This window comes from Brevibacterium sp. UCMA 11752, from assembly GCF_021532235.1.
Taxonomy (GTDB): domain Bacteria; phylum Actinomycetota; class Actinomycetes; order Actinomycetales; family Brevibacteriaceae; genus Brevibacterium; species Brevibacterium antiquum.
Genome location: NZ_JACBOS010000003.1, coordinates 3,125,898 through 3,145,772, shown reverse-complemented (window position 1 = coordinate 3,145,772; position 19,875 = coordinate 3,125,898). Strand labels below are relative to the sequence as shown.

Sequence of the window (19,875 nt, the reverse complement as noted above, 5' to 3'; positions counted from 1 at the left end):
CGAGACTTCTGAAGCAGATCTGCACAGCTGGGGGCGGGCGCCGACATCACTGATGTCGGCGCCCGCCCCCAGCATCTGTCTGCATTCGGCTGTCCGAGCCGCAGCTGTGATCTGCTCAGGGCAGTGCGGCGAAGGCCCCTGCAAATTCGGGGGCGACATCGCTGAGCGTCGGCGGCTGGCCCCACGAGTCTTCCACCGATGCAGCGGCGACGTGAGCATCGATGACCGCCAGGCTCAGGGCATCCGCGGCAGTCGCCGTGATCATCACCTGATCAAGTGTCGAGGCTGCGAAGTCATCAGGAAGTGCCACTTCGCCGGTGGCGATGCCGAAGACCGTGTCACCGTCGAAGAGCGTGTGCGAGGGCCGGATCGCGCGGGCGATTCCGGCCTGGGCACCAGCGGCCATACGCGTGACCTGGGCAGGATCCAAGGCCGCGTTCGTGGCCACGATGGCGATGGTCGTGTTCTTCGCCGAGGTGGCCTCCACCGTGGATGTGGGAGCCGTGGGCAGATGCCCGATGCTCGGCAGATCGAACCCATAGGAGTTCAGGAGAGGGTGCGTCCACAGCGTGCCATCGGGCGTCCCGATCGTCCCGAACGGGTTAGCCACCACAAGCGCGGCAACGAGGTATCCGCCGGGCAGACGGATCGAGACGGATCCCAAAGAGCTGCGCATGCTCTGCATTCCCGAACGAGCACCGAGACCCGCGCCCAGGCTGCCCCTGACGGCGGTGGGCTCTGCCCCGTCGTGGGTGGATCGAAGCGCCGCACGGGCCGCGGTCGCCCCGTCGGAGTCCGTGGGCGGACGCACGGGCCCATCGCCTCGTCCGAGGTCGAAGATCGCGGCAGCAGGGACGAGTGGAACGACGGTGTCCGTCAGGCCCGGGGCAGGGAATCCACGTCCTGCCTCGGCGAGGGTGCGAACGACACCGCTCACCGACTGCAGTCCCAGGGCTGAGCCGCCGGTGATCACGATCGCATCGGCACCGTAGGAATGAGTGCCGGGAGCGATGACGTCGGTCTCATGGGTGGCCGGGCCGCCGCCGCGGACGTCGACGCCCACCCGGGCACCCGGTGGGGGCAGGACGGCAGTGACCCCGGTCAGCCCATCCGGGGCGAAGTGACCGGCGTGGCCCACAGCGATCCCCGGGATCTCCAGAATTCCCCGGCCCCGGATCGGAGCAACGGTCATCGTCCCTGAACCCAGGCCTCGACCTCGGCGCGGGTGCGCGGGAAGCCTGCAGAGAGGTTGTCGACACCGTCGGCAGTGACGAGGACGTCGTCCTCGATGCGCACACCGTTGCCGCGGAATTCCTCGGGCAGGAGCAGGTCATCGGTTTTGAAGTACAGGCCCGGTTCGATCGTGAAGACCATGCCGGGTTCCAACGCTGCATCGAGATACATCTCTGCGCGAGCCTGGGCACAGTCGTGGACGTCGAGTCCGAGGTGGTGGCTGGTTCCGTGGACCATCCAACGGCGGTGATGCTGGCCCTCCGGCGACAGCGACTGTGCCGCGGAGACCGGCAGGATGCCGAATTCCTCGAGTCGGGCGGCGATGACCTCCATCGCCGCTTCGTGGATCTCGCGGAACTTCACCTCGCGGTTGACGTGGTCAGCGGCGACGACGAAGGCCGCGTCCGAGGCGTCGAGGACGGCGTCGTAGATCTTGGCCTGGACCTCGGTGAAGGTTCCGGAGACAGGGAGCGTGCGGGTGATGTCGGCTGTGTAGAGGGAATCGGCCTCTGCCCCGGCATCGACGAGGACGAGGTCCCCGTCCCGGACCGCACCGTCATTGCGGATCCAGTGCAGAGTGCAGGCATGGTTGCCGGCGGCCGCGATCGTGTCATAGCCGATGCCGTTGCCATCGGATCGGGCAGCCGTTTCGAAGGCCGTCTCGATGACGCGTTCGCCGCGACGATGAGCGAGAGCGGTGGGCAGAGCGGCGATGACGTTGTCGAAGCCCGAGCGGGTGATGGCGACGGCCTCACGCAGAGCCTGGACCTCGTGCTCGTCCTTGACAAGTCGCAGCTCGGACAGCAGCTGGGCCAATTCGGCATCGCCGGCCTCCGAGGTCTCGAGATCGGCCTGCACCCGAGTGCGGGCGACGTCGATGACCGAGTCGATGCGGACATCGGCCTGGCGGACGAGTCTCACGGAGATCGCACCGAGGTCTTTCGTGATCGCATCGTCGACCGTCGCTGAGCTCTCAGTGGCGATGCCCGTCATCGTCGACATCGCCTCGAGATCGGCGCGGGGTCCGACCCAGTACTCGCCGTAGCGGGAATCGGAGAAGAACTCGACGGTGTCCGAACCCGCGCGGGGACGGAAGTACAGGGTCACGCTGTGGGCGTCGTCCTCGGGTTCGAAGACGAGGACGGCATCCGGCTCGGAGTCGGCTTCAAGACCGGTCAGATGGATGAATGCCGAATGGGCACGGAACCGGTAGTCGGTGTCATTGGACCGGACCTTGTGGCCACCGGCTGGGATGACCAGTCGCTCACCGGGAAAGGCTGCGGAGACCTTCGCCCGTCGGGCGGGAGTGAATCCGGCTGCGGCGAGAGCCTGGGCGTCAAGCGGTGTTCGGTCCCACCCCTCGGCGACGAAATCGCGGAAAGCCTGCGAATTGGGGCGGTGGGAGCGGTTGTTGACGCGATCGTCGAGGGCCTGGGTCTTCTCGGTGCTGTCTGCATTCTGGGCTGTCATGCTTCCATTCTAGGCACTGCCCGGAGACCATGCCGGGACGAGGACCAGTATCCCACGCGACTGCGGATAGACTGGGTGCATGGTCAACGATCTCCATGTGCACACTGCATTCTCGGACGGGACTCAAACCCCGTCCGAACTCATATCCGAAGCGGCGATGGAAGGCATCGATGTACTCGGCGTCACGGACCATGACACCACCGCCGGGTGGGCGCCCGCAGAGGCTGCCGCACGGGTCTATGGGCTGGGTCTGGTTCGGGGAATGGAGATCTCGTGTCGGCATGAGGGAATCAGCGTGCACCTGCTGTCCTACCTCCACGACCCCTATGACACCGACTTGGCAGCGGTCGTCGAGGAGACTCGACGTGCACGTCTGGACCGCACACACCTGATCATCGACCGCCTCGCGGAGGACTATCCCATCGACATGGATGCGGTCCTCTCCGTCTCCGGCGAAGACGCGACCATCGGTCGACCCCATATCGCTGACGCTCTGGTGGCTGCAGGCCTCGTCGAGTCACGTACCGAAGCCTTCGCCTCGATCCTGTCCAGCCACGGAAAATACCATGTCAGCCTGCCGACGATCGACCCCATCACGGCCATCTCACTGATTCGAGATGCTGGGGGAGTCTCCGTCTTCGCCCACCCGCGTGCCGCGATGCGCGGCCTGGTCGTTCCCGATACGGCAATGACCGAATTCATCGCAGCCGGTCTCGACGGACTTGAAGTCGATCATCGTGACAACCCGCCGAGTGAACGTGAGGTCATGCGCAGGCTCGCCCACGACCAAGACCTCATCATCACCGGATCGAGTGACTACCACGGCACCGGAAAGCCCAACCGCCTGGGCGAGCACGCGACCTCGGACCATATGTTCGCGAAGCTCCTCGATCGTGCGAACTCCCGTCCCGGGGGAGTCGACTTCATTCAGGGCTGAGACACAGCCGCTGGGTGCCGACCGGTGCTCTCCGATCTCAACCGAGGATCCTGCGCAGGCGCAGCATTCCCCATGTCAGGCTGAGCGCGTAGGACAGGACCGCGGTCAGTCCGAGGTAGCCCACATACTGCACGACCAGCAGCAGAGGCGAGGCTTCGACGACGAAGAGATGCTCGAAGAACAGTTCGAGGAAGAACACATGAACGAGAAATGCGCCGAATGAGGCCGACGCCAGTTTGGTGAAGAGGCGTTTCGAGCGTTCGCCCAGTTCGATGCGGGAGATGATGAGGATGACGCTGACCGCCAGTCCCACGATGAGCGGATTCGCATTGGCGATCGGATACTCGTAGTCCGATTCCCACCAGAAGACTCCGGCCGCGCAGACTCCGAAGGCGAGTACCAACGTCCACATCGGCGGACGAAGGTCCTTCGCATAGTGGATGAAGAATGCACCCATACAGAAGTACACCACCTGGTAGGTTGCAAAGCCCCACTTCCACGCGTCCTGGCTGGAACCGAGCTGTTCGAGCACGAACGGCGCCCACACACTCGAACAGGCCAGCACGACGGCCAGGCCGGCGAGCTTCCACGGCCGCTGTCCGCGCCAGAACAGGACAAGGGTCCCGCACACGAGGATGAGCGGGATATAGGCGTAGAGGTACCAGAGATGGAATGCAGGCCGGCCGGCCTCGAGGAAGGTTCGGACCAGATCGTGGCGAACGTCGACACCGTCGCTGTCGAAGAGATTGAAGCCGAGGATGAAGATGATCGACCAAGCGAACAGCGGCACGAAGTGACGGATGATGCGGTCCCACACCTTCGCCCCCGACTTCGGAGGCGCACCCACGAGGGTCGCCCAGCCGGCGATCATGAAGAACATCGGGACCGCCCACGGATTGACCGCCTCGGCGAGGTGGCCCAACAGCCAGGCATTGCTGTCCGCGTCCTGACCTCGTCCGATGAGGACTCCACCGGAGTGGCCGACCATCACGGTCAGTCCAGCCAGGACACGCATGACGTCGACGTCATGTCGGTGGCCCCGGGAGGCGAGAGGGAATTCCTGAGTCTGGATCTGGGGACGGATACCATCCTGTGCTGCTGCGACGGACTCCGCGTCCGGTCGATGTGAACCGAACAAAACTCACTCTCGTTCATGCTAGACGACATGGGCTCCGCCATTGTCTGGGCACGAATTGAACGCAAGATGAACGAGCGGCCCCAACCATAGTGGTCGGAGCCGCTCGTTCATCTTGCGCCTGTGTGGGGCCTGTTGCCTATTCCGCGGAGGGCTGGCTGTCGCTGGGGGCACTCGAGGTGCGTCCCACAGGCCTACCGCCACGGGTGCGTCGTCGTTCGCGGTTGCGTCGTGGCTTCTTCGGTCCTTCGTCACCCGCGGAGGAACCGCTGCGACCTGAGGAACCGCCTCGGCGCGGTTCGGGCTTCTTGGGTCCGGAGTGGTCCTCGGCGCCTTCGGTCTGCTGTCGGCGCAGACGACCCTTTGTTCCCTTCGGAATGGAGAGATCGGCGAAGAAGTGCGGCGACGTCGAGTAGGTCTCGGCTGGCTCGTCATGGTCGAGTCCGAGGGCCTTGTTGATCAGTCGCCAGCGAGGCATGTCGTCCCAATCGACAAGGGTGACTGCGATGCCGGTGTTGCCGGCACGGCCGGTGCGGCCGATGCGGTGGACGTAGGTCTTCTCGTCGTCTGGGCACTGGTAATTCACGACGTGGGTGACATCGTCGATGTCGATTCCGCGTGCCGCGACATCGGTGGCGACGAGGACATCGACCTGACCGTCGCGGAAGGACTTCAGGGCCTTCTCGCGCTGCGCCTGACCGAGGTCGCCGTGCAGCGGCTTGACCGCGAAGCCGCGGTCGCTGAGCTCGGCGGCGAGCTTGTCCGCGGTCCGTTTGGTGCGGGTGAAGATGATGGTGCGTCCACGTCCCTCGGCCTGCAGCATCCGGGCGACGAGTTCGCTCTTGTCCATCGAGTGGGCACGATAGACGTACTGAGCCGTGTTCTTGCCCAACAGCGACAGATCTTCGTTGTCGTGGGCGCGAATATGGGTGGGGCGGCTCATGTAGCGGCGGGCCAGGGTGATGACCGCGCCGGGCATGGTGGCGGAGAAGAGCATGGTCTGACGGTGCGCGGGCACAGCGTTGATGATCTTCTCGACATCGGGCAGGAACCCGAGATCGAGCATCTCATCGGCTTCGTCGAGGACGACCGTGCGAACCTTGTGCAGCCGGAGGACCTTGCGACCATAGAGGTCGAGGAGGCGACCGGGAGTGCCGACGACGACATCGACACCCGACTTGAGCTTCTTGATCTGCGGATCGAAGTCCATGCCGCCGTAGATCGTCATGATGTCGATGTCACGCTGTGTCGAGGCCGTCACCAGATCGGCAGCGACCTGCTTGGCCAGCTCACGGGTGGGCACGACGACCAGAGCCTGAGGGAGGCGTGTCTCGGTGCTGTCAGACACGATGTCCGGCGTGTTCTCCGGGGCTGACGGGACAGCGCCGTCTTCATTCTTGCCGGTGACACGCTGCAGGAGAGGAATGCCGAAGCCCAGCGTCTTGCCGGTTCCTGTCTTCGCCTGTCCGATGATGTCGGCCCCGGACAGTGCCACCGGCAGCGTCATCGCCTGGATCGGGAAGGGATGTGTGATGCCCTTGGCAGCCAATGCGGCCACGATCGGTCCAGCGACTCCAAGCTCAGCGAAATCTGGTTCTGTCTCCGCCATGTTTCAAACTCCTTTTAGCGCCTTCGCGCTCGTCATGGTCGTGAACCGGTACTCTTGAGTTATGCCCGATTCTGCCCCATTGGCCGGTAATAATGCTGCTACGCTCGCGCTGCTGGCGTTCGGCGAGTTGACCGCTTTCGAACGAATGGCCACCAACGCGACGACCGCGGTGCACATGGACGATAAAGTCACTCTGGCGCGGCTGGCCTCTCTGTCCTTTGCGAACTTCGAAGAGCTCTCACAGCACATCAGTCGATTGGGCCAGGATGCGGTCGAGCTCTGTCAGCATTTCGAGCCGACCTTCACCGTGCTGGCTGAACGGACTCGTCCTCGTGACTGGCACGAAAGTCTCATGAAGGGATTCGTCTTCGACGGAATCATGAATGACTTCTACCGCACGGCCGTGGAGGAGCTCAGCGAGCCCGGATACAGCCTGGCAATTACAATTCTCGATGATACACGTGCGACCGAATATGTGCGCAATCGCCTGACGGCCGACGTCGCTGCCGACACCCAACTGGCCTCGCGTCTGGCGCTGTGGGGACGCAAGCTCGTGGCCGAAACATTGGGGCGCGCACGCAGCCTTCTCACCGATCCTTTTCTGGGCATCGATGAGGAGCTGGTGGTGGCTTCGATGCCGGCAGTGACGGCCAACCACTCGAAGCGGATGTCGGCCCTGGGTCTGGTGGCCTGAAGCTCCTTGATTCCGTTGAGTGAATAGGCTGAGGGCCCGGTCAGAAACCGGGCCCTCAGCCTATTCACGGGGAATTCACCGAGATGCGGCGTTCATCCGCGCACGATGCGTTGTGCAGGCAGTCGTTCAGGCACCGAAGCCGACGCGACGGGCAGCTTCCGTGCCGATCTCGACGTAGGCCAGAGCGGAAGCCGGGACGAATACCTGGCGTCCCTTCAGGTCTGTGAAGGACAGCAGCGAATCGGCCTTGACGGATTCTTCGATGCGCGCGGCCAGATCCTTCGGTGTCTCGTCAGATTCCATGACGATTTCGCGCGGTGACTGCTTGACGCCGATCTTGATTTCCATTGTGCTCCTTGTACGGGTCGTGGTGTGAGTCGTCCTCAGCATAACGTCAGCGAGGTCGTGTTTTCTTCCCTCGTCAGATCAGAGTTCGCAATCACTTCGTGGTGAAGGACTGGAGGCCGCCCCAGCTCATCTGGGTGAGCAGGCTGACGGCGGTGTCGACGTCGATCTCCGGCGTCGTCTCGAGCTGCTTGACGACGACCTCGGCGGTGCCGATGAGAGTCCGGCACAGCATACGGGCCTGGATGTCATCGAGATCGGTGTAGCTCTTCAGTGCAGTCATGACACGTGATGCGGTGCGTTCTCGCAGGCTGCGGATCCGCTCCTGTGCCTCCGGTTCGTAGACATCGGAGTTGAAGAGGATGATGAACTCCTCACGATGGGAGACAACGAACTCGAAGTAGGAGCGATAGGTGGCACGAACCTTCTCATGAGGATCATCAGTTGATCCGATCGCAGCGTCGAGCGTCGTGTCGAGGTGCGCGGCAGAATCGTCTATGAGTGCCAGGTAGAGGTCTTGCTTCGATGCGAAGTGCTGGTAGAGGACAGGCTTTGAGACACCGGCCGCCTCTGCGATCGTGTCCATCGAGGTGGTCCGGTATCCGCGAGTCGCAAAGACCGAACGTGCCACCCCCACCAACTGGTCACGGCGCTGTTCACGGGGCAATCTCTGTTGCGGGCTTGACATTCCTTCATGCTACGCGAAAACGAGGTCCGGGACCGGTCAACGCGCTCGGGTCTGGCCACATCGTTCTCATGTCCGTGGCTCATGATGGAATACGAGTATGGATGAAGTGACTGATGGGATCAGCGCGAAACTGCTCGCGGGGGAGTCGGTGACAGTCGTCGGACGTCCCGGGACGGGCAAGACCTGGATGCTCGAATCCGTGTATGCACAGCTGATGGCCGAGGTCAGTCCCGCCTCGGTGCTGGTTCTCACGCCCAACCGCGATCATGCCGATGTGCTGCGCAACCGTCTCGCCGTACCCACAGACGCGGTGCTGGCCTCGGCCCCGGCTCGAAGCATCTCATCGTTCGCCTACGGAATTGCGCGCGCTGCTCACACGACGCAGACCGGCGATGACCTCGAGTTCATCTCGGGCGCTGATCAGGACGTGTTCCTCGCCGATCTCCTCGCCGGCCACGAACTCGGCCATGGCCGTGGGCCGGCTTGGCCCGCCGAGATCACCGCGGAGGTGCGATCGACCTCGGCGTTTCGGACCGAGGTCCGAGATTTCCTCAACAGAGTCATGGAATTCGATTTCGGTGTGCGGGTCCCGGCCCCGACCGTCGGCGGCGGGCCCGCGCAGACACCCGAGTTCGTGTTCGACTTCGGGCGCAGCGTGCTCGATCGTGCGCTTGAGCGGCATCACGATCCGAGGTGGGAGGCGGTAGCCCAGGTTCTCGACGAATACCTCGACATCATGAGCATGCCCGGCTACGGAGGCACGGACTCTGCGACTGTTCTGGCGCGGGCGGCATTCGAGGTTCTGCGCGAACCCGCCGAGGTGACCGCGGGCCGATCCTGGACCTTTGCGCCCGATGCGGTGCCCACCGTGGTCCTTGCCGACGGGGTTCAGGACTTTCCCGCTGCGAGCTGGGGTCTGCTTGAGCAGCTGCGTGAGCGCGGAAGTGCTTTGGCGCTCTTCGGCAGTCCTGAGACCGTGACTGGACGTTTCCACGGAGCTGATGCCTCGATCATCGATCGCAGCGCCGCCGATGACGGATTCACCACCGTGATCCTGCCTGAGGTGAAGGGCACAGGGCCCGACACCGTCAACGTCAGCGATGACTTCGGCCGTCGCATCACCACTCGGTGGGGCCTGCACCATATGCCACGCCCCAGCGGCGTGCCTGACACCTCAGACGAGGCCTCGGTCGCCGTTGATGACGCTGTTCCCGCGTCTTCGCAAGACCTGCCGGATACGGTGGAGACCCATGTGTTCGAGGGTGCCGCTTCGAGCTACCGGTACCTGGCACGTCGAGTGACGAGTTTCGTCGAAGACGGACATGCATGGTCGGATGTGGCTGTGCTGTGTCGCAACACGTCGACAGCTCGAGTCGTCGCGAACGAACTGAGTGCCTCCGGCGTGGCCACCGCGAACATCATGCAGCCTCTCAGCGTCGACCCCGCCACAGCACCGCTGCTCGAGCTGCTCTCACGCACCCCGGACTTCGCCGACGACGAATCGATCGCCGCACAGGCCCTGGCCTTGGCCGGAAGCGTCTATGTCCGCCTCGACCCGGTGCAGATCAGGCGGTTCAAGCGTGTGGTGAGGAAGAATTTTCCGGCAGCGAACAGTTCGAGCTCGCTGGCACAGGCGCTGCGCAGCGATGTCGACGACGCATCCCCAACCGAGCTGGCGACGATCTCCCGGATGCTGCACGCAGCAGCCGAGGTGCGATCGGTCGACCCGCATCAAGCCCTCTGGATGATCTGGGAGGCCTCAGGCGTCGCAGAGAAATGGCAGTCGGAGGCCCTTCGCGACCCGGAATTCGTGGCGAATTCGCACCTGGACTCGGTGCTGCGGCTGTTCACCTTGGCGCAGAAGATCTCCGATCGTGGCGGATTCACAGCCCGCTCGTTCGCCGGGATCGTGGCAGAGCAGGACATCGCGCAGGATTCCCTGGCTGCGCGGGCCGGCACAGACGATCACGTACAGGTCGGCACCCCGTCATCCCTGGCACATCTGCGAGTCCCGCTCGTCATCATCGCCGAGGTGAACGAAGGAGTGTGGCCCAACCCGAAGATTCGCGGCGGCATCCTCGGGCTCGATGATCTCAGCTCTGTGCTGACAACTGGTGAGACCGCGACCGGTGACCCGGGCTACCACGCCCACGCCAAACGGAGGAATCTGCGTGAAGAGGGCGAACTCTTCTACACGGCGCTGACTCGCGCCGAAGAGCATGTCATCGTCACCGCAATCTCCGATGCCGAGAGCAATCCCTCGCCCTTCTTCGACGTGATCGCGGCGCGGACAGCGAAGGGCACAGAAGAAGCGGACAGCTACGCCATCACTCACGAGGACGAACTTCTGCCGCTGTCCCTTGAAGAGATGGCTGCACACACTCGGGCACGACTGCTGAGAGCCGCAGCTGAACCGGCACAGGAAGAGCCCGACGAAGACGTGGATGCCTGGGCGCAGCTGCTGGCGGCACTGACTGCCAAGAGCACGGCAGTCGAACCACCTGAACAGTGGCGCGAGATCGAAGACATCAGCTCCTCCGAGCCTCTCTTCACCTCCGAAGACACGGTGAGAGTCTCACCGTCCCAGGTCGAGTCCTTCACCGACTGCTCGCTGCGGTGGTTCCTCACCCGCAACGGCGGTGACAGGCCAGGTTCCCTGGCGCAGAGCTTGGGGACGATCATCCACGCCGCGGCGGAGAACTTCCCACAGGGCCCGCCCTCGGCGATCCGCGACTACGTGGACAAGGAGTTCACGACACTCGAGTTCGACGCGGAATGGGAGAGAGATCGCGAACGCACCTTGGCGATGAAGATGGCCGACCGCCTCGGCGAATATATCAAGACCGCGCCCGGTGAACCCATCGGCGTCGAAGCCCAGGTGTACGCCACCGGGGTTGATGACAAAGGCCAGGAATGGAAGGTCACCGGTCGCCTCGATCGGCTCGAGCAGACGCCGGACGGCATCCGGATCGTCGACTTCAAAACAGGAAAGAACGTGGTCAGAGGTCAGGAGATGCCCCGTCACGCCCAACTCGGCGTTTACCAGGAGGCGATCAACTCCGGGACCATCACCATCGGCGAGGACCAGGTCATCGACGCCAAGGCCTATGGTGCCGAACTCGTGTTCCTGCGCAATTCCAAGCAGACGACGAGAGAGCAGTCCGCGCTCGAGATCGACGAGGATCCGGGCTGGGCCCGCGACCTCATCAACGGTGTCTCCGATCGTATGCGGGCTGCCCAGTTCCCAGCCAGGGTCGAGCCTCAGAAATGCCTGAGCTGTCCTGTCCGCACCTCCTGCCCGGCAATCGGGCCCCAGACCTTGGAAGAGTCCTGATGCGCTTCACCGCAGAACAACTGGCCCGCCTGACCGCCGCCGACCCTGCTCAGGCGTTCCCCCCGAGCGAAGAGCAGCGAATCATCATCGAAGCCGACCCTCAGCAGTCGATGAAGGTCACTGCCGGCGCCGGCTCCGGCAAGACGACAGTGATCTCCCAGCGGGTGGTGTGGCTCGTAGCCAACGGCTTCGTCGCGCCCGAAGAGATCTTGGGACTCACCTTCACTCGGAAGGCCGTGGGCGAACTGGGTGGTCGGATCAGGGTGCTCTTGGCCCGCCTGCGCCACAGCCTCGGGATGGGTTCGGACATGAGCCTTCCCGGTCTCGACAACCCCACTGTCTCGACCTACAACTCCTATGCGGCCTCGATCGTCAGCGAGCACGGAGTCAGCATCGGCATCGAACCCGAGACGGTGCTCCTTGATGACGCCGCTGCTCACACCATCGCCGGCTCGATCATCGACTCAACCTCAACAGAGGAGATCCCCGGCAACTTCGCACGAGAGACGATGATCGCCGACATCATCTCGCTGGCAGCGGCGATGAATGACCACGGTCGCGACGTCGAGGAGGTCACTGACTATCTCGACCAGTGTCTGCAGGCACTGGTCTCAAGCAAGGGCAAACCCGTGGACCCCAACGGTCGCCGGGCCAAGCTCGAAGCAAAGATCAAGACAGCGAAACTGGCCGGCGCATACATGAGCGCCAAACGTCGCAACTTGGCCATGGACTTCTCGGACCAGGTTCGGTTCGCACAACGCATCCTCGACGAAGTGCCGGCCGCTCGCAGTGCCGAGCAGCAGCGGTGGTCAATCGTCCTCCTCGATGAGTTCCAAGACACCTCGGTCGCCCAGCTGAAACTGCTGCGCGATCTGTTTCATTCCACCGCGGTGACAGCTGTGGGAGATCCCCGACAGGCCATCTACGGTTGGCGCGGTGCCAGCGCCGACAATATGATCCGCTTCTCTGCGGACTTCTCAAACGTGGTGCCGCTGACCCTGAGCACCAGCTGGCGCAACGACCACACGATCCTGAAGGTCGCCAACCGAACAGCGGACGGACTGGCCGGGAGCCGGGAGAAACCGCTGACAGCTCGCACAGGAGCAGGAGACGGTGACGTGGCCATCGACATCAGCTCAGGAGCGCATGACCCCGACTTCCTCACCGTCGGACTCCGGTCACTGACCGAATGGGTCGCCACACTGCCCGCAGGATCGTCGACAGCGGTCCTGTGCCGCAAACGTGCCCACTTCGCGCCCGTTGCCGCAGCGCTGGAGGCTGCGGGTCATGCCGTTCACGTGCATGGCTCATCAGGTCTCCTGAGCGACCCCTTCGTCGCCGATCTGCGGGCAGTCCTCACTGCCGCCGTCGACCCGATGGCCGGCGACAGTCTGATGAGGCTGATCAGCGGTCGCCTGCTGGGTCTCGGCGCCACAGACATCGCCGCCCTGCAGACATTCACCCGGAAGCAGAACGATCTGCGACTGAGCGAGTTTCTGGGGGACAGCCCTGACGGCACGGGAATCGTGCCCGAGGCCATCGATCAGCCCACGATCGTCGAAGGCCTCGACGAACTCGTCGATCTCTCCGACGCACTTGCAGGCTCGGCAAACACCGGAAGCGCACGAGCCATGGTGAACAGCTTCCGCAATTCGGGTCTGAGCTCGGTGGCACTGGAACGACTGGTGAGATTGGCACGAGCTCTGCGTCATGTCCGTTCCGGTTCCGGCACCATCGCCTCGATCATCCGCACCGCGATGACCGAAACCGGAGTCGACTCCGACATCTGGGGGCTGAGCGATTCGCTGCGCAACCTTCATCGCTCAGCGATTGACTCCTTCCTGTCAGCAGCAAGCCAATATTCTGCAACCGATGACCAGCCATCGGTGCCGGGTTTCCTGGAGTGGCTGACCTTGATGGAGGCAAAGGACTCACTGAGCGTGGCTGAACCGAATTCCGCCTCAGACGCGATCGATATCATGACCGTGCACGCCTCGAAGGGCCTCGAATTCGATGCAGTCGCTGTGCCGTCACTGGTGGTCAAGGACTTCCCGACGGAACCGCGTGACAAAGAGGGGTGGATGGACAGGACCGCTCTGCCGTATCCGCTGCGGGGTGACCGAGCCCATCTGGTTGACTATGATCTTCGCACTGCCGACTTCGACACGAAGAAGGCACTCGACGAATGGGTCAGCGAATTCATCAAACCAGCCATCGCCGACGCACATGAGGAAGAAGAGCGCCGCCTCGCCTACGTCGCATTCACCCGAGCCAAGCACTATCTGTGGTTGGGCGCAGAACTGATGGGTGCCAGAGCCAACCCCGACGAGCCGTCCCCGTTCCTGACCGAAGCGATCGAAGTGCTGCAGCGCGACGTCGAGATGCCGGAACCTGCCGAAGAATCCGCGGAGGACCGTATCGAGACAAGCATCTGGCCCGTGCCGCGAACAGAACGTGTGTCCACGGCTCGACGTGCGGCCGAATGGGTCAGCTCCGCCGCACCAGCCGGTCTTGGCGAACTGGCAAAGCGCCCGGGGCTCGTGGGCGAATATGCGCGACAGGCACTGCGGATCAGCAGCCGTCCAGGCACAGCAAGCACAGGAAGCGTCCCGGATCGACTGTCGGCGACCGCTCTTGTCTCGTGGCGCAGAGACCCACAGCAGTTCATCACCCAGACCCTGCGCCCGATCCCGAATCCGCCGAGCAGAGCCGCCGAGATCGGGACCACCTTCCATTCCTGGGTCGAGCAGCATTTCGGACAGGCGAGCATCGACGTCGACGACGAACAGCAGGTCCAGGCCATCGACAAGACCACGATTGAGCGTCTGCAGCAGACGTTCATCGACTCCGAGTTCGCGAGCAGGCATGCCGACCACATCGAAATGTCCTTCGAACTGGTCCTCGGCCGATTCAGAGTCCCCGGGAAGATCGATGCGGTATTCATCACCGGCGATCATGCTGAAGTCGTCGACTGGAAGACCTCCAAACAGCCGGATGAGAAGACGCTTGAGGTGATGAAATGGCAGCTGGCTCTCTATCGTTTCGCCATCCAACGTGTCCACCCCGAAATCACCGAGGTGACGGGAACCTTCTACTTCGTCGGCAGCGACGACATTGTGAAGTTCACTCAGCTTCCTGAGGAAGCCGAGATCATTGCGTGGCTGGAGGACAACGACAGCAGATGAGGCGGTGAAACAGTCTGGGCCGGCGAACGGATGCGGTCCTCAGCTCAGGACCAGGTCCGGATCAGGGGCGGTGAACTCCGTCGTCGGGCTCAGCATCGTCTGAGTCAGCGTCATCCGGTTGAACATCGTCCAGTTCAGACTCCTCGTCGATGACGGTCTCGGTCTCGAGCCCAGCATCGGTCTGCGACTTGCTCTGTGACTCCGACTCGCGCTCGTCCGGCGCCATACCCGCCTCTGGAGCTGAGCCGTGGTCGGTGCTCGCGGCTGCCGGACCGGGGGAAGCGGCATTGGGGGCTGCGGCGTCCTTCGCGAAGAGGACGTCGTTGAACGAGGACAGAAGTTCTCCCGCGTCCTGTACAGCCTCCTCATCGCCGGAATCCACCGCTTCGAGGAGCCAGTCGAGGACAGCGAACTCGGCCAGGAGTTCGGCACGAGTGATCACATGTTCGTCGGCGCGGGGTCGTGAGTTTCTGTACTCACTGAAGAATGTCGGCACAGCGGCAGGGTCGATGAGCGCAGAGGCTGCGGCCAGATCGATGGCAGGATCGGAGACCCGCAGACGTTCGATTCCCGACAGCGCGAGCACCCGCTCCTGGTCGGTGTAGACGCTCGTCTCGTCGATCGCTCCGTGGATGGGGGTGGCGAGGAAGCGCCAGAGGGAGACCTTCTCGAACTCCTCTTCCCAATGTTGGAGCAGATCCGCCGGCACCCGGCCCGTGGCTGCGGCCTGATCGAGGCGCTCCAAGATCTGAAACTGGAAACGAGACGGGTCTTCGACGGGGAACCCCGCCTCGGAGATCGATTCCGGAGCCGCCGAATGCAGGGTGGCCAGGGCCTGTGCCAACGAGCTCGCCCGCGCGATGTCAGCGATGGCCTGATCGCCTACGGGGGCACCGGGCAAGGGCTCGATGAGAGTCACCGTGATGGGCGCAGACGTATCGAAGTAGTCGGCCTCAACCTCGATGATGGCGCGCAGATGGGGCCAAGTGAACCCGGCATGCGGGTACATCGTGTCGTAGATTCGAGCAGCTTCAGCGGCCGAACCGGTGTCTGCGGATCGATCGAGACTCGTCTGTGCCGTCGCAACCAACTGCTGCTGACCATCGTCAAGCAGTACTCTGATTCCCAACCCCAGTGACGGCAGGGGGACCCACTGCGTCGGGGTAAAGTCTTCGAGCATCGTTGCCGCGACAGCTGCCAACTTGAGCGCCTTGGTATTCACCCTCCCCAATCTACCGTCTGGCGCGGCCGGAGACCGGAGATTCGGCTGTTGAGCGTGTCAGCACCCACACTTCCGGCGTCAGGGCCCTGCGTTATCGTGGAGGGCATGAAGCCACTGCCACTCGTGAAGCCGATCAGTCTGGCCCGCCACGGAATCGATCGAGACCATCTCTCTCGTGGTCAGGACGGTGACCTGCAGGAACTGTGGGCCAGCGGAGCAAAACCCGTGTTCGAACATCGTGGGTCACTCCTCGTGGCGGCCGGGGGCCTGTTCATCAGCGACCCCGGAATGGTTCCGGGGGAGCAGACAGAGATCTACCTCGGCCGCGATGACGAAGGAAACCGGTACATCGGGGTCTCCCTTGATGATTCCGGTCGCAGCCAGCTCGACACCTCGCTGGCGACTTCTCGTGCCCGCGACGCCACAGATCTGCTGACCGCTCCGGGCGAGGGTATCGACAGCGCCGAGCCTGTGTGGATGCCGCTGCGTCAGCTGGCCGAGTCTCTCGACGACGTGCAGGTGTCTCTGGCATGCGAGATCGTGGGCCTGGGCAATTGGCACAGAGCCCACCAGTTCTCGCCCCGCACAGGGCAGCCGACCCGTCCCACCCTCGGCGGCTGGGTGAGAACGGACCCAGACAACGGCAGCGAACACTTCCCTCGCACCGACCCGGCCGTGATCGTCCTCATCATCAACACAGACGAGGACGGGGTCGAAAGAGTGCTGCTGGGAAACAATGCAGCGTGGGAAGTCGACCGCTACTCCCTGCTGGCCGGATTCGTCGAACCCGGTGAGACCCTGGAACACGCAGTCATTCGTGAGGTGTTCGAAGAGGCCCACGTCGAAGTCGTGGACCCGAAGTACCTCGGATCCCAACCCTGGCCGTTCCCGTGCTCACTCATGCTCGGCTTCTCAGCTGAGGCTCCGAGCCTCGAATTCGCTGCCGACGAGGCCGAGATCGCCACCTTGACCTGGTTCACGCGTGAGGAACTGCGCGCAGCCATCGAACACGGCACGGTCCGGGCACCTGGACTCGTCTCGATCGCAGGGCAGCTCCTCTACAGCTGGTTGGACAACATTTGAACGCTCAGGCCGCAGCGCTGCTCGACGCTCTCGACGAGGAGCAGAAAGAGGTCGCCACCCAGTTCTCCACACCGGTGATCGTCCTGGCCGGAGCCGGAACGGGCAAGACCCGTGCCATGACCCATCGCATCGCCTACGGCATTGCCACCGATGTCTTCCCTCCCAACCACGTTCTGGCTCTGACCTTCACCGCCAAGGCAGCAGGAGAGATGCGGTCTCGTCTGCGCGACCTCGGGGTTCCCGCTGTCCAGGCTCGAACCTTTCACTCGGCAGCTCTTCGCCAGCTGCGCTTCTTCTGGGATCGATTCGCGACCGGCGACTTCCCCCGAATCATCGACAATAAGGCCGGGATCCTCGGTTCAGTGCTGCAGAGCATGGGGATCGAGACCAGCCGGGAACTGAATCGAGATGTGGCCTCCGAACTCGAATTCGCTGCCGCGTCCCTCCTCGGTGTCGATGACTATGCCACCCAAGCCGCAGCACGCGATCTTCCGGGACAATTGGGCGTCGAAGACATGGTGCGCATCTTCGAGGCATACAGCGAAGCGAAGACACGCGGCCGATTGATGGACTTCGAAGACGTTCTGCTCGTTCTGGACGGAATGCTCGCAGAATACCCGGCCATCGCAGCAGACATTCGTGATCAGTATCGACACTTCGTCGTCGACGAGTTCCAAGACGTCTCACCCCTCCAATATGATGTGCTCTCGCGCTGGCTGGGGCCACGGGACAACCTCTGCGTAGTCGGTGACCCGGCACAGACGATCTATTCGTTCGCCGGAGCAGATTCTTCACTTCTGAGGACCCTCGACGCGTCACTGCCTACGTCGACGACGATCCAGCTGGTCCGCAACTACCGGTCGACGAAGGCGATTGTGTCGACGGCGAACAACCTGCTTCGGCATACATCCCGCTCGGCACTGACCCTGCGCACAGACAATCCCGAGGGACAGCAGCCGGCGATGACCGAGTATCCGACCGATGACGCTGAAGCCGCCGGGGTCGTCAAGGCCATTTCTGCCGAGATCAACGCCGGTCGCCGACCGCGAAACATCGCGGTTCTGTTCCGTACGAATGGACAGAGTACCGCTTATGAGCAGGCTCTGGCGGCGGCCGGAATCCCGTACGTTCTGCGCGGCGGGGAAAGGTACTTCGCGCGCAAGGAGGTCAAAGAGGCCGTCCTCATGCTGAAAGCGGCCCGCGCCACCTCGAGCGGCAGACCCCTGCCGGAGGTCGTTGCCGAGGTGCTGGTGTCCCTGGGATACTCGAGCAAACCACCCGCGGCAGGGGCAAGCAGACAGAAACTGGAATCTCTGAAGGCTCTGGTCGATCTGGCGGAGACCCATCAGTCAGGATCTGAGCTGCCGGTGCCATTGGAAACGTTTCTCGCAGACCTCAGCGATCGAGCCGAACACCAATTCGCCCCTGACATCGAGGGTGTCACCCTCGCCTCATTTCACGCGGCCAAAGGTCTTGAATGGGACAGTGTGCACCTCGTCGGGCTCAGTGAAGGCCTGTTGCCCATCAGCTACGCCCAGACGCCGCGAACGGTCGCTGAGGAGCGGCGTCTGTTCTATGTCGCACTGACTCGTGCGGGCCGTGACCTCAGCCTGAGCTGGTCACAGTCACGCCATGACTCCAAGCAGCGACCACGTAAGCCGTCCCGATTCCTCAGTGAACTCGGGCGAGTCGATCAAACAGTGGGCCAGGGCCGTCGGACTGCGACCTCGGTGGCGATGAATCGCTGCAGATCGTGTGGCAAGGTGCTCGTATCCCAGGTCGACCGAGCCCTGTCCAGGTGTGCGAACTGCCCTGCCGACGTCGACCTCGAACTCCTCGACAGACTGCGACGATGGCGGGCCCACGTCGGTTTGGAACAGGGACTGCCTCCCTATCTCGTTCTCACCGACACATCGATCTCCGCGATCGCAGAGATCAGACCGCAGGACATGACGTCATTGGCGAAGATCCCTGGAGTCGGCGCCACCAAACTCGAACTCTATGGGTCAGGGTTACTGAGCCTGCTCGTCGATTAGGTCGAAGTGGGGGACGGAAACGCGGCACTGGCAGCGAGGATGGAACGACAGAGCCTCGTCTGTGCCGATACCTGTGGCCAGAGAGACGCTTCTGCGCACCGGTTCGGTGTCTGGGCGCAGCAGAGCTCGTCTGAGGATCTGGACGGCGTTGAGTGCGCCCACTCCACGTGACAAGGGATCGCTGAGGCTCTCACGGTCTGGCAGGGCTCGGACGTGGGGGTACTGGTCCAGCCAGGAATCATCGGCGTCTTTCCTCCGCAGGCACTCACACACGGCGCACGGCGTCGTCCCGGGCCGGATGAGACCGCTGATCTCGAGAGAGTATTCCCCGATCACGATCTGGCAATGCGGGACCTCACGGTCCGTGAGCCAAGTGGCAGTGTGAATGTCTGGTACGAGGTACGAAGTTGTGATCACCAGCGGTGAGGACATCAGATCGAGGTCTTCGACGCGATGCTGATCTGCTATGGCGAAACCGGAGGCGGAGAGATACTGTTCTGTGACGGCTCTCAGCGGCCCCACCACCAGAATCGGCGAATCTCCTAGGACCCGCGATACACGATCTGGTGAGAGGGCGAAGATCTGCGCAGTCGCCAACAGCGGCGAACTCTTCGTCGTCATGACGGCATCGGAATCGTCGGGAACCATGACGCCTGCTTCATCGAGCAGTGTGATCAGCGAGCTCGCCCGGCCCAGGTCGGCACCGAGATCCTGAGCTCTCGAGTAGTACTGGGCTGAACCGACACCCATCCGCAGCTCCTCGACGAGAGCGACATCTGCGGGCAGGAGACCGTCGATGAGGGCAGGATCATCGACGCCGAACTGCACGCACGATGGTGAACGCCATGTGATCGGCACACTGGGAAAAATTCGGAACATGTCTCCACCTCGCCTCGAACGCCTC

General features: G+C 63.2%; 14 protein-coding genes. 6 read left to right on the top strand and 8 right to left on the bottom strand.

Features of this window, described 5'->3' with window-relative positions:
• Nucleotides 1–115: 115 nt before the first annotated feature.
• Entirely contained in the window at nucleotides 116–1,192 is a 1,077-nt protein-coding gene (locus tag HU144_RS14050; RefSeq protein WP_235351834.1) for a P1 family peptidase, read from the bottom strand.
• Complete coding sequence (locus tag HU144_RS14045) at nucleotides 1,189–2,703, bottom strand: aminopeptidase P family protein (RefSeq protein WP_235351833.1); 1,515 nt, start codon at nucleotides 2,701–2,703, stop codon at nucleotides 1,189–1,191. The genes HU144_RS14050 and HU144_RS14045 overlap by 4 nt, the downstream gene beginning before the upstream one ends.
• Nucleotides 2,704–2,782: 79 nt before the next feature.
• On the opposite strand from HU144_RS14045, the gene HU144_RS14040 reads away from it, so the two are divergent.
• Complete coding sequence (locus HU144_RS14040) at nucleotides 2,783–3,640, top strand: PHP domain-containing protein (RefSeq protein ID WP_235351832.1); 858 nt, start codon at nucleotides 2,783–2,785, stop codon at nucleotides 3,638–3,640.
• Nucleotides 3,641–3,677: 37 nt separating this feature from the next.
• Here HU144_RS14040 and HU144_RS14035 read toward each other — a convergent pair whose 3' ends face one another.
• Both HU144_RS14035 and HU144_RS14030 read right to left on the bottom strand, forming a co-directional pair.
• Nucleotides 3,678–4,778, bottom strand: coding sequence for an acyltransferase (locus HU144_RS14035; RefSeq protein ID WP_235351830.1), 1,101 nt, complete (start codon nucleotides 4,776–4,778; stop codon nucleotides 3,678–3,680).
• A 136-nt stretch (nucleotides 4,779–4,914) separates the two neighbouring features.
• Nucleotides 4,915–6,384 (bottom strand): DEAD/DEAH box helicase, encoded by a 1,470-nt coding sequence (locus HU144_RS14030; protein WP_235351829.1) that lies wholly within the window; start codon nucleotides 6,382–6,384, stop codon nucleotides 4,915–4,917.
• A gap of 61 nt (nucleotides 6,385–6,445) precedes the next feature.
• On the opposite strand from HU144_RS14030, the gene HU144_RS14025 reads away from it, so the two are divergent.
• A complete protein-coding gene (locus tag HU144_RS14025; RefSeq protein ID WP_198395477.1) occupies nucleotides 6,446–7,078 on the top strand; it encodes a ferritin-like fold-containing protein in 633 nt (210 codons plus the stop codon).
• A 126-nt stretch (nucleotides 7,079–7,204) separates the two neighbouring features.
• Here HU144_RS14025 and HU144_RS14020 read toward each other — a convergent pair whose 3' ends face one another.
• Both HU144_RS14020 and HU144_RS14015 read right to left on the bottom strand, forming a co-directional pair.
• Nucleotides 7,205–7,426, bottom strand: coding sequence for a DUF3107 domain-containing protein (locus tag HU144_RS14020; RefSeq protein WP_198395478.1), 222 nt, complete (start codon nucleotides 7,424–7,426; stop codon nucleotides 7,205–7,207).
• A 91-nt stretch (nucleotides 7,427–7,517) separates the two neighbouring features.
• On the bottom strand, nucleotides 7,518–8,111 hold the full coding sequence (locus tag HU144_RS14015) for a TetR/AcrR family transcriptional regulator (RefSeq protein ID WP_232488043.1): 594 nt from the start codon (nucleotides 8,109–8,111) through the stop codon (nucleotides 7,518–7,520).
• Nucleotides 8,112–8,208: 97 nt separating this feature from the next.
• Here HU144_RS14015 and HU144_RS14010 point away from each other — a divergent pair, with 97 nt between their 5' ends.
• Nucleotides 8,209–11,445 carry a PD-(D/E)XK nuclease family protein gene (locus HU144_RS14010; protein WP_235351828.1) on the top strand — a complete coding sequence of 1,079 codons (3,237 nt, stop codon included), beginning with the start codon at nucleotides 8,209–8,211 and terminating at the stop codon, nucleotides 11,443–11,445.
• Nucleotides 11,445–14,630, top strand: a complete 3,186-nt coding sequence (locus HU144_RS14005; protein ID WP_235351827.1) for an ATP-dependent helicase — start codon at nucleotides 11,445–11,447, stop codon at nucleotides 14,628–14,630. The genes HU144_RS14010 and HU144_RS14005 overlap by 1 nt, the downstream gene beginning before the upstream one ends.
• Nucleotides 14,631–14,691: 61 nt before the next feature.
• On the opposite strand, the gene HU144_RS14000 is transcribed toward HU144_RS14005, so the two are convergent.
• Complete coding sequence (locus HU144_RS14000; RefSeq protein ID WP_235351826.1) at nucleotides 14,692–15,852, bottom strand: aminoglycoside phosphotransferase; 1,161 nt, start codon at nucleotides 15,850–15,852, stop codon at nucleotides 14,692–14,694.
• A 105-nt stretch (nucleotides 15,853–15,957) separates the two neighbouring features.
• On the opposite strand from HU144_RS14000, the gene nudC reads away from it, so the two are divergent.
• Both nudC and HU144_RS13990 read left to right on the top strand, forming a co-directional pair.
• A complete protein-coding gene (gene nudC / locus HU144_RS13995) occupies nucleotides 15,958–16,935 on the top strand; it encodes an NAD(+) diphosphatase (RefSeq protein WP_235351824.1) in 978 nt (325 codons plus the stop codon).
• Nucleotides 16,932–18,971 (top strand): ATP-dependent DNA helicase UvrD2, encoded by a 2,040-nt coding sequence (locus HU144_RS13990; RefSeq protein ID WP_235351823.1) that lies wholly within the window; start codon nucleotides 16,932–16,934, stop codon nucleotides 18,969–18,971. The genes nudC and HU144_RS13990 overlap by 4 nt, the downstream gene beginning before the upstream one ends.
• On the opposite strand, the gene HU144_RS13985 is transcribed toward HU144_RS13990, so the two are convergent.
• Complete coding sequence (locus tag HU144_RS13985; protein ID WP_235351822.1) at nucleotides 18,948–19,850, bottom strand: hypothetical protein; 903 nt, start codon at nucleotides 19,848–19,850, stop codon at nucleotides 18,948–18,950. The two genes, HU144_RS13990 and HU144_RS13985, sit on opposite strands and share 24 nt — an antisense overlap.
• Between the last annotated feature and the right edge of the window lie 25 nt (nucleotides 19,851–19,875).

Excerpts from the sequence above, each read along its gene's own strand:
- HU144_RS13985 (WP_235351822.1), bottom strand. The coding sequence starts at position 19,850 with ATGTTCCGAATTTTTCCCAGTGTGCCGATCACATGGCGTTCACCATCG.
- HU144_RS14015 (WP_232488043.1), bottom strand. The coding sequence starts at position 8,111 with ATGTCAAGCCCGCAACAGAGATTGCCCCGTGAACAGCGCCGTGACCAG.
- HU144_RS14045 (WP_235351833.1), bottom strand. The coding sequence starts at position 2,703 with ATGACAGCCCAGAATGCAGACAGCACCGAGAAGACCCAGGCCCTCGAC.
- nudC (WP_235351824.1), top strand. The coding sequence starts at position 15,958 with ATGAAGCCACTGCCACTCGTGAAGCCGATCAGTCTGGCCCGCCACGGA.
- HU144_RS14010 (WP_235351828.1), top strand. The coding sequence starts at position 8,209 with ATGGATGAAGTGACTGATGGGATCAGCGCGAAACTGCTCGCGGGGGAG.
- HU144_RS14050 (WP_235351834.1), bottom strand. The coding sequence starts at position 1,192 with ATGACCGTTGCTCCGATCCGGGGCCGGGGAATTCTGGAGATCCCGGGG.
- HU144_RS14005 (WP_235351827.1), top strand. The coding sequence starts at position 11,445 with ATGCGCTTCACCGCAGAACAACTGGCCCGCCTGACCGCCGCCGACCCT.
- HU144_RS14025 (WP_198395477.1), top strand. The coding sequence starts at position 6,446 with ATGCCCGATTCTGCCCCATTGGCCGGTAATAATGCTGCTACGCTCGCG.
- HU144_RS14040 (WP_235351832.1), top strand. The coding sequence starts at position 2,783 with ATGGTCAACGATCTCCATGTGCACACTGCATTCTCGGACGGGACTCAA.
- HU144_RS14030 (WP_235351829.1), bottom strand. The coding sequence starts at position 6,384 with ATGGCGGAGACAGAACCAGATTTCGCTGAGCTTGGAGTCGCTGGACCG.
- HU144_RS14020 (WP_198395478.1), bottom strand. The coding sequence starts at position 7,426 with ATGGAAATCAAGATCGGCGTCAAGCAGTCACCGCGCGAAATCGTCATG.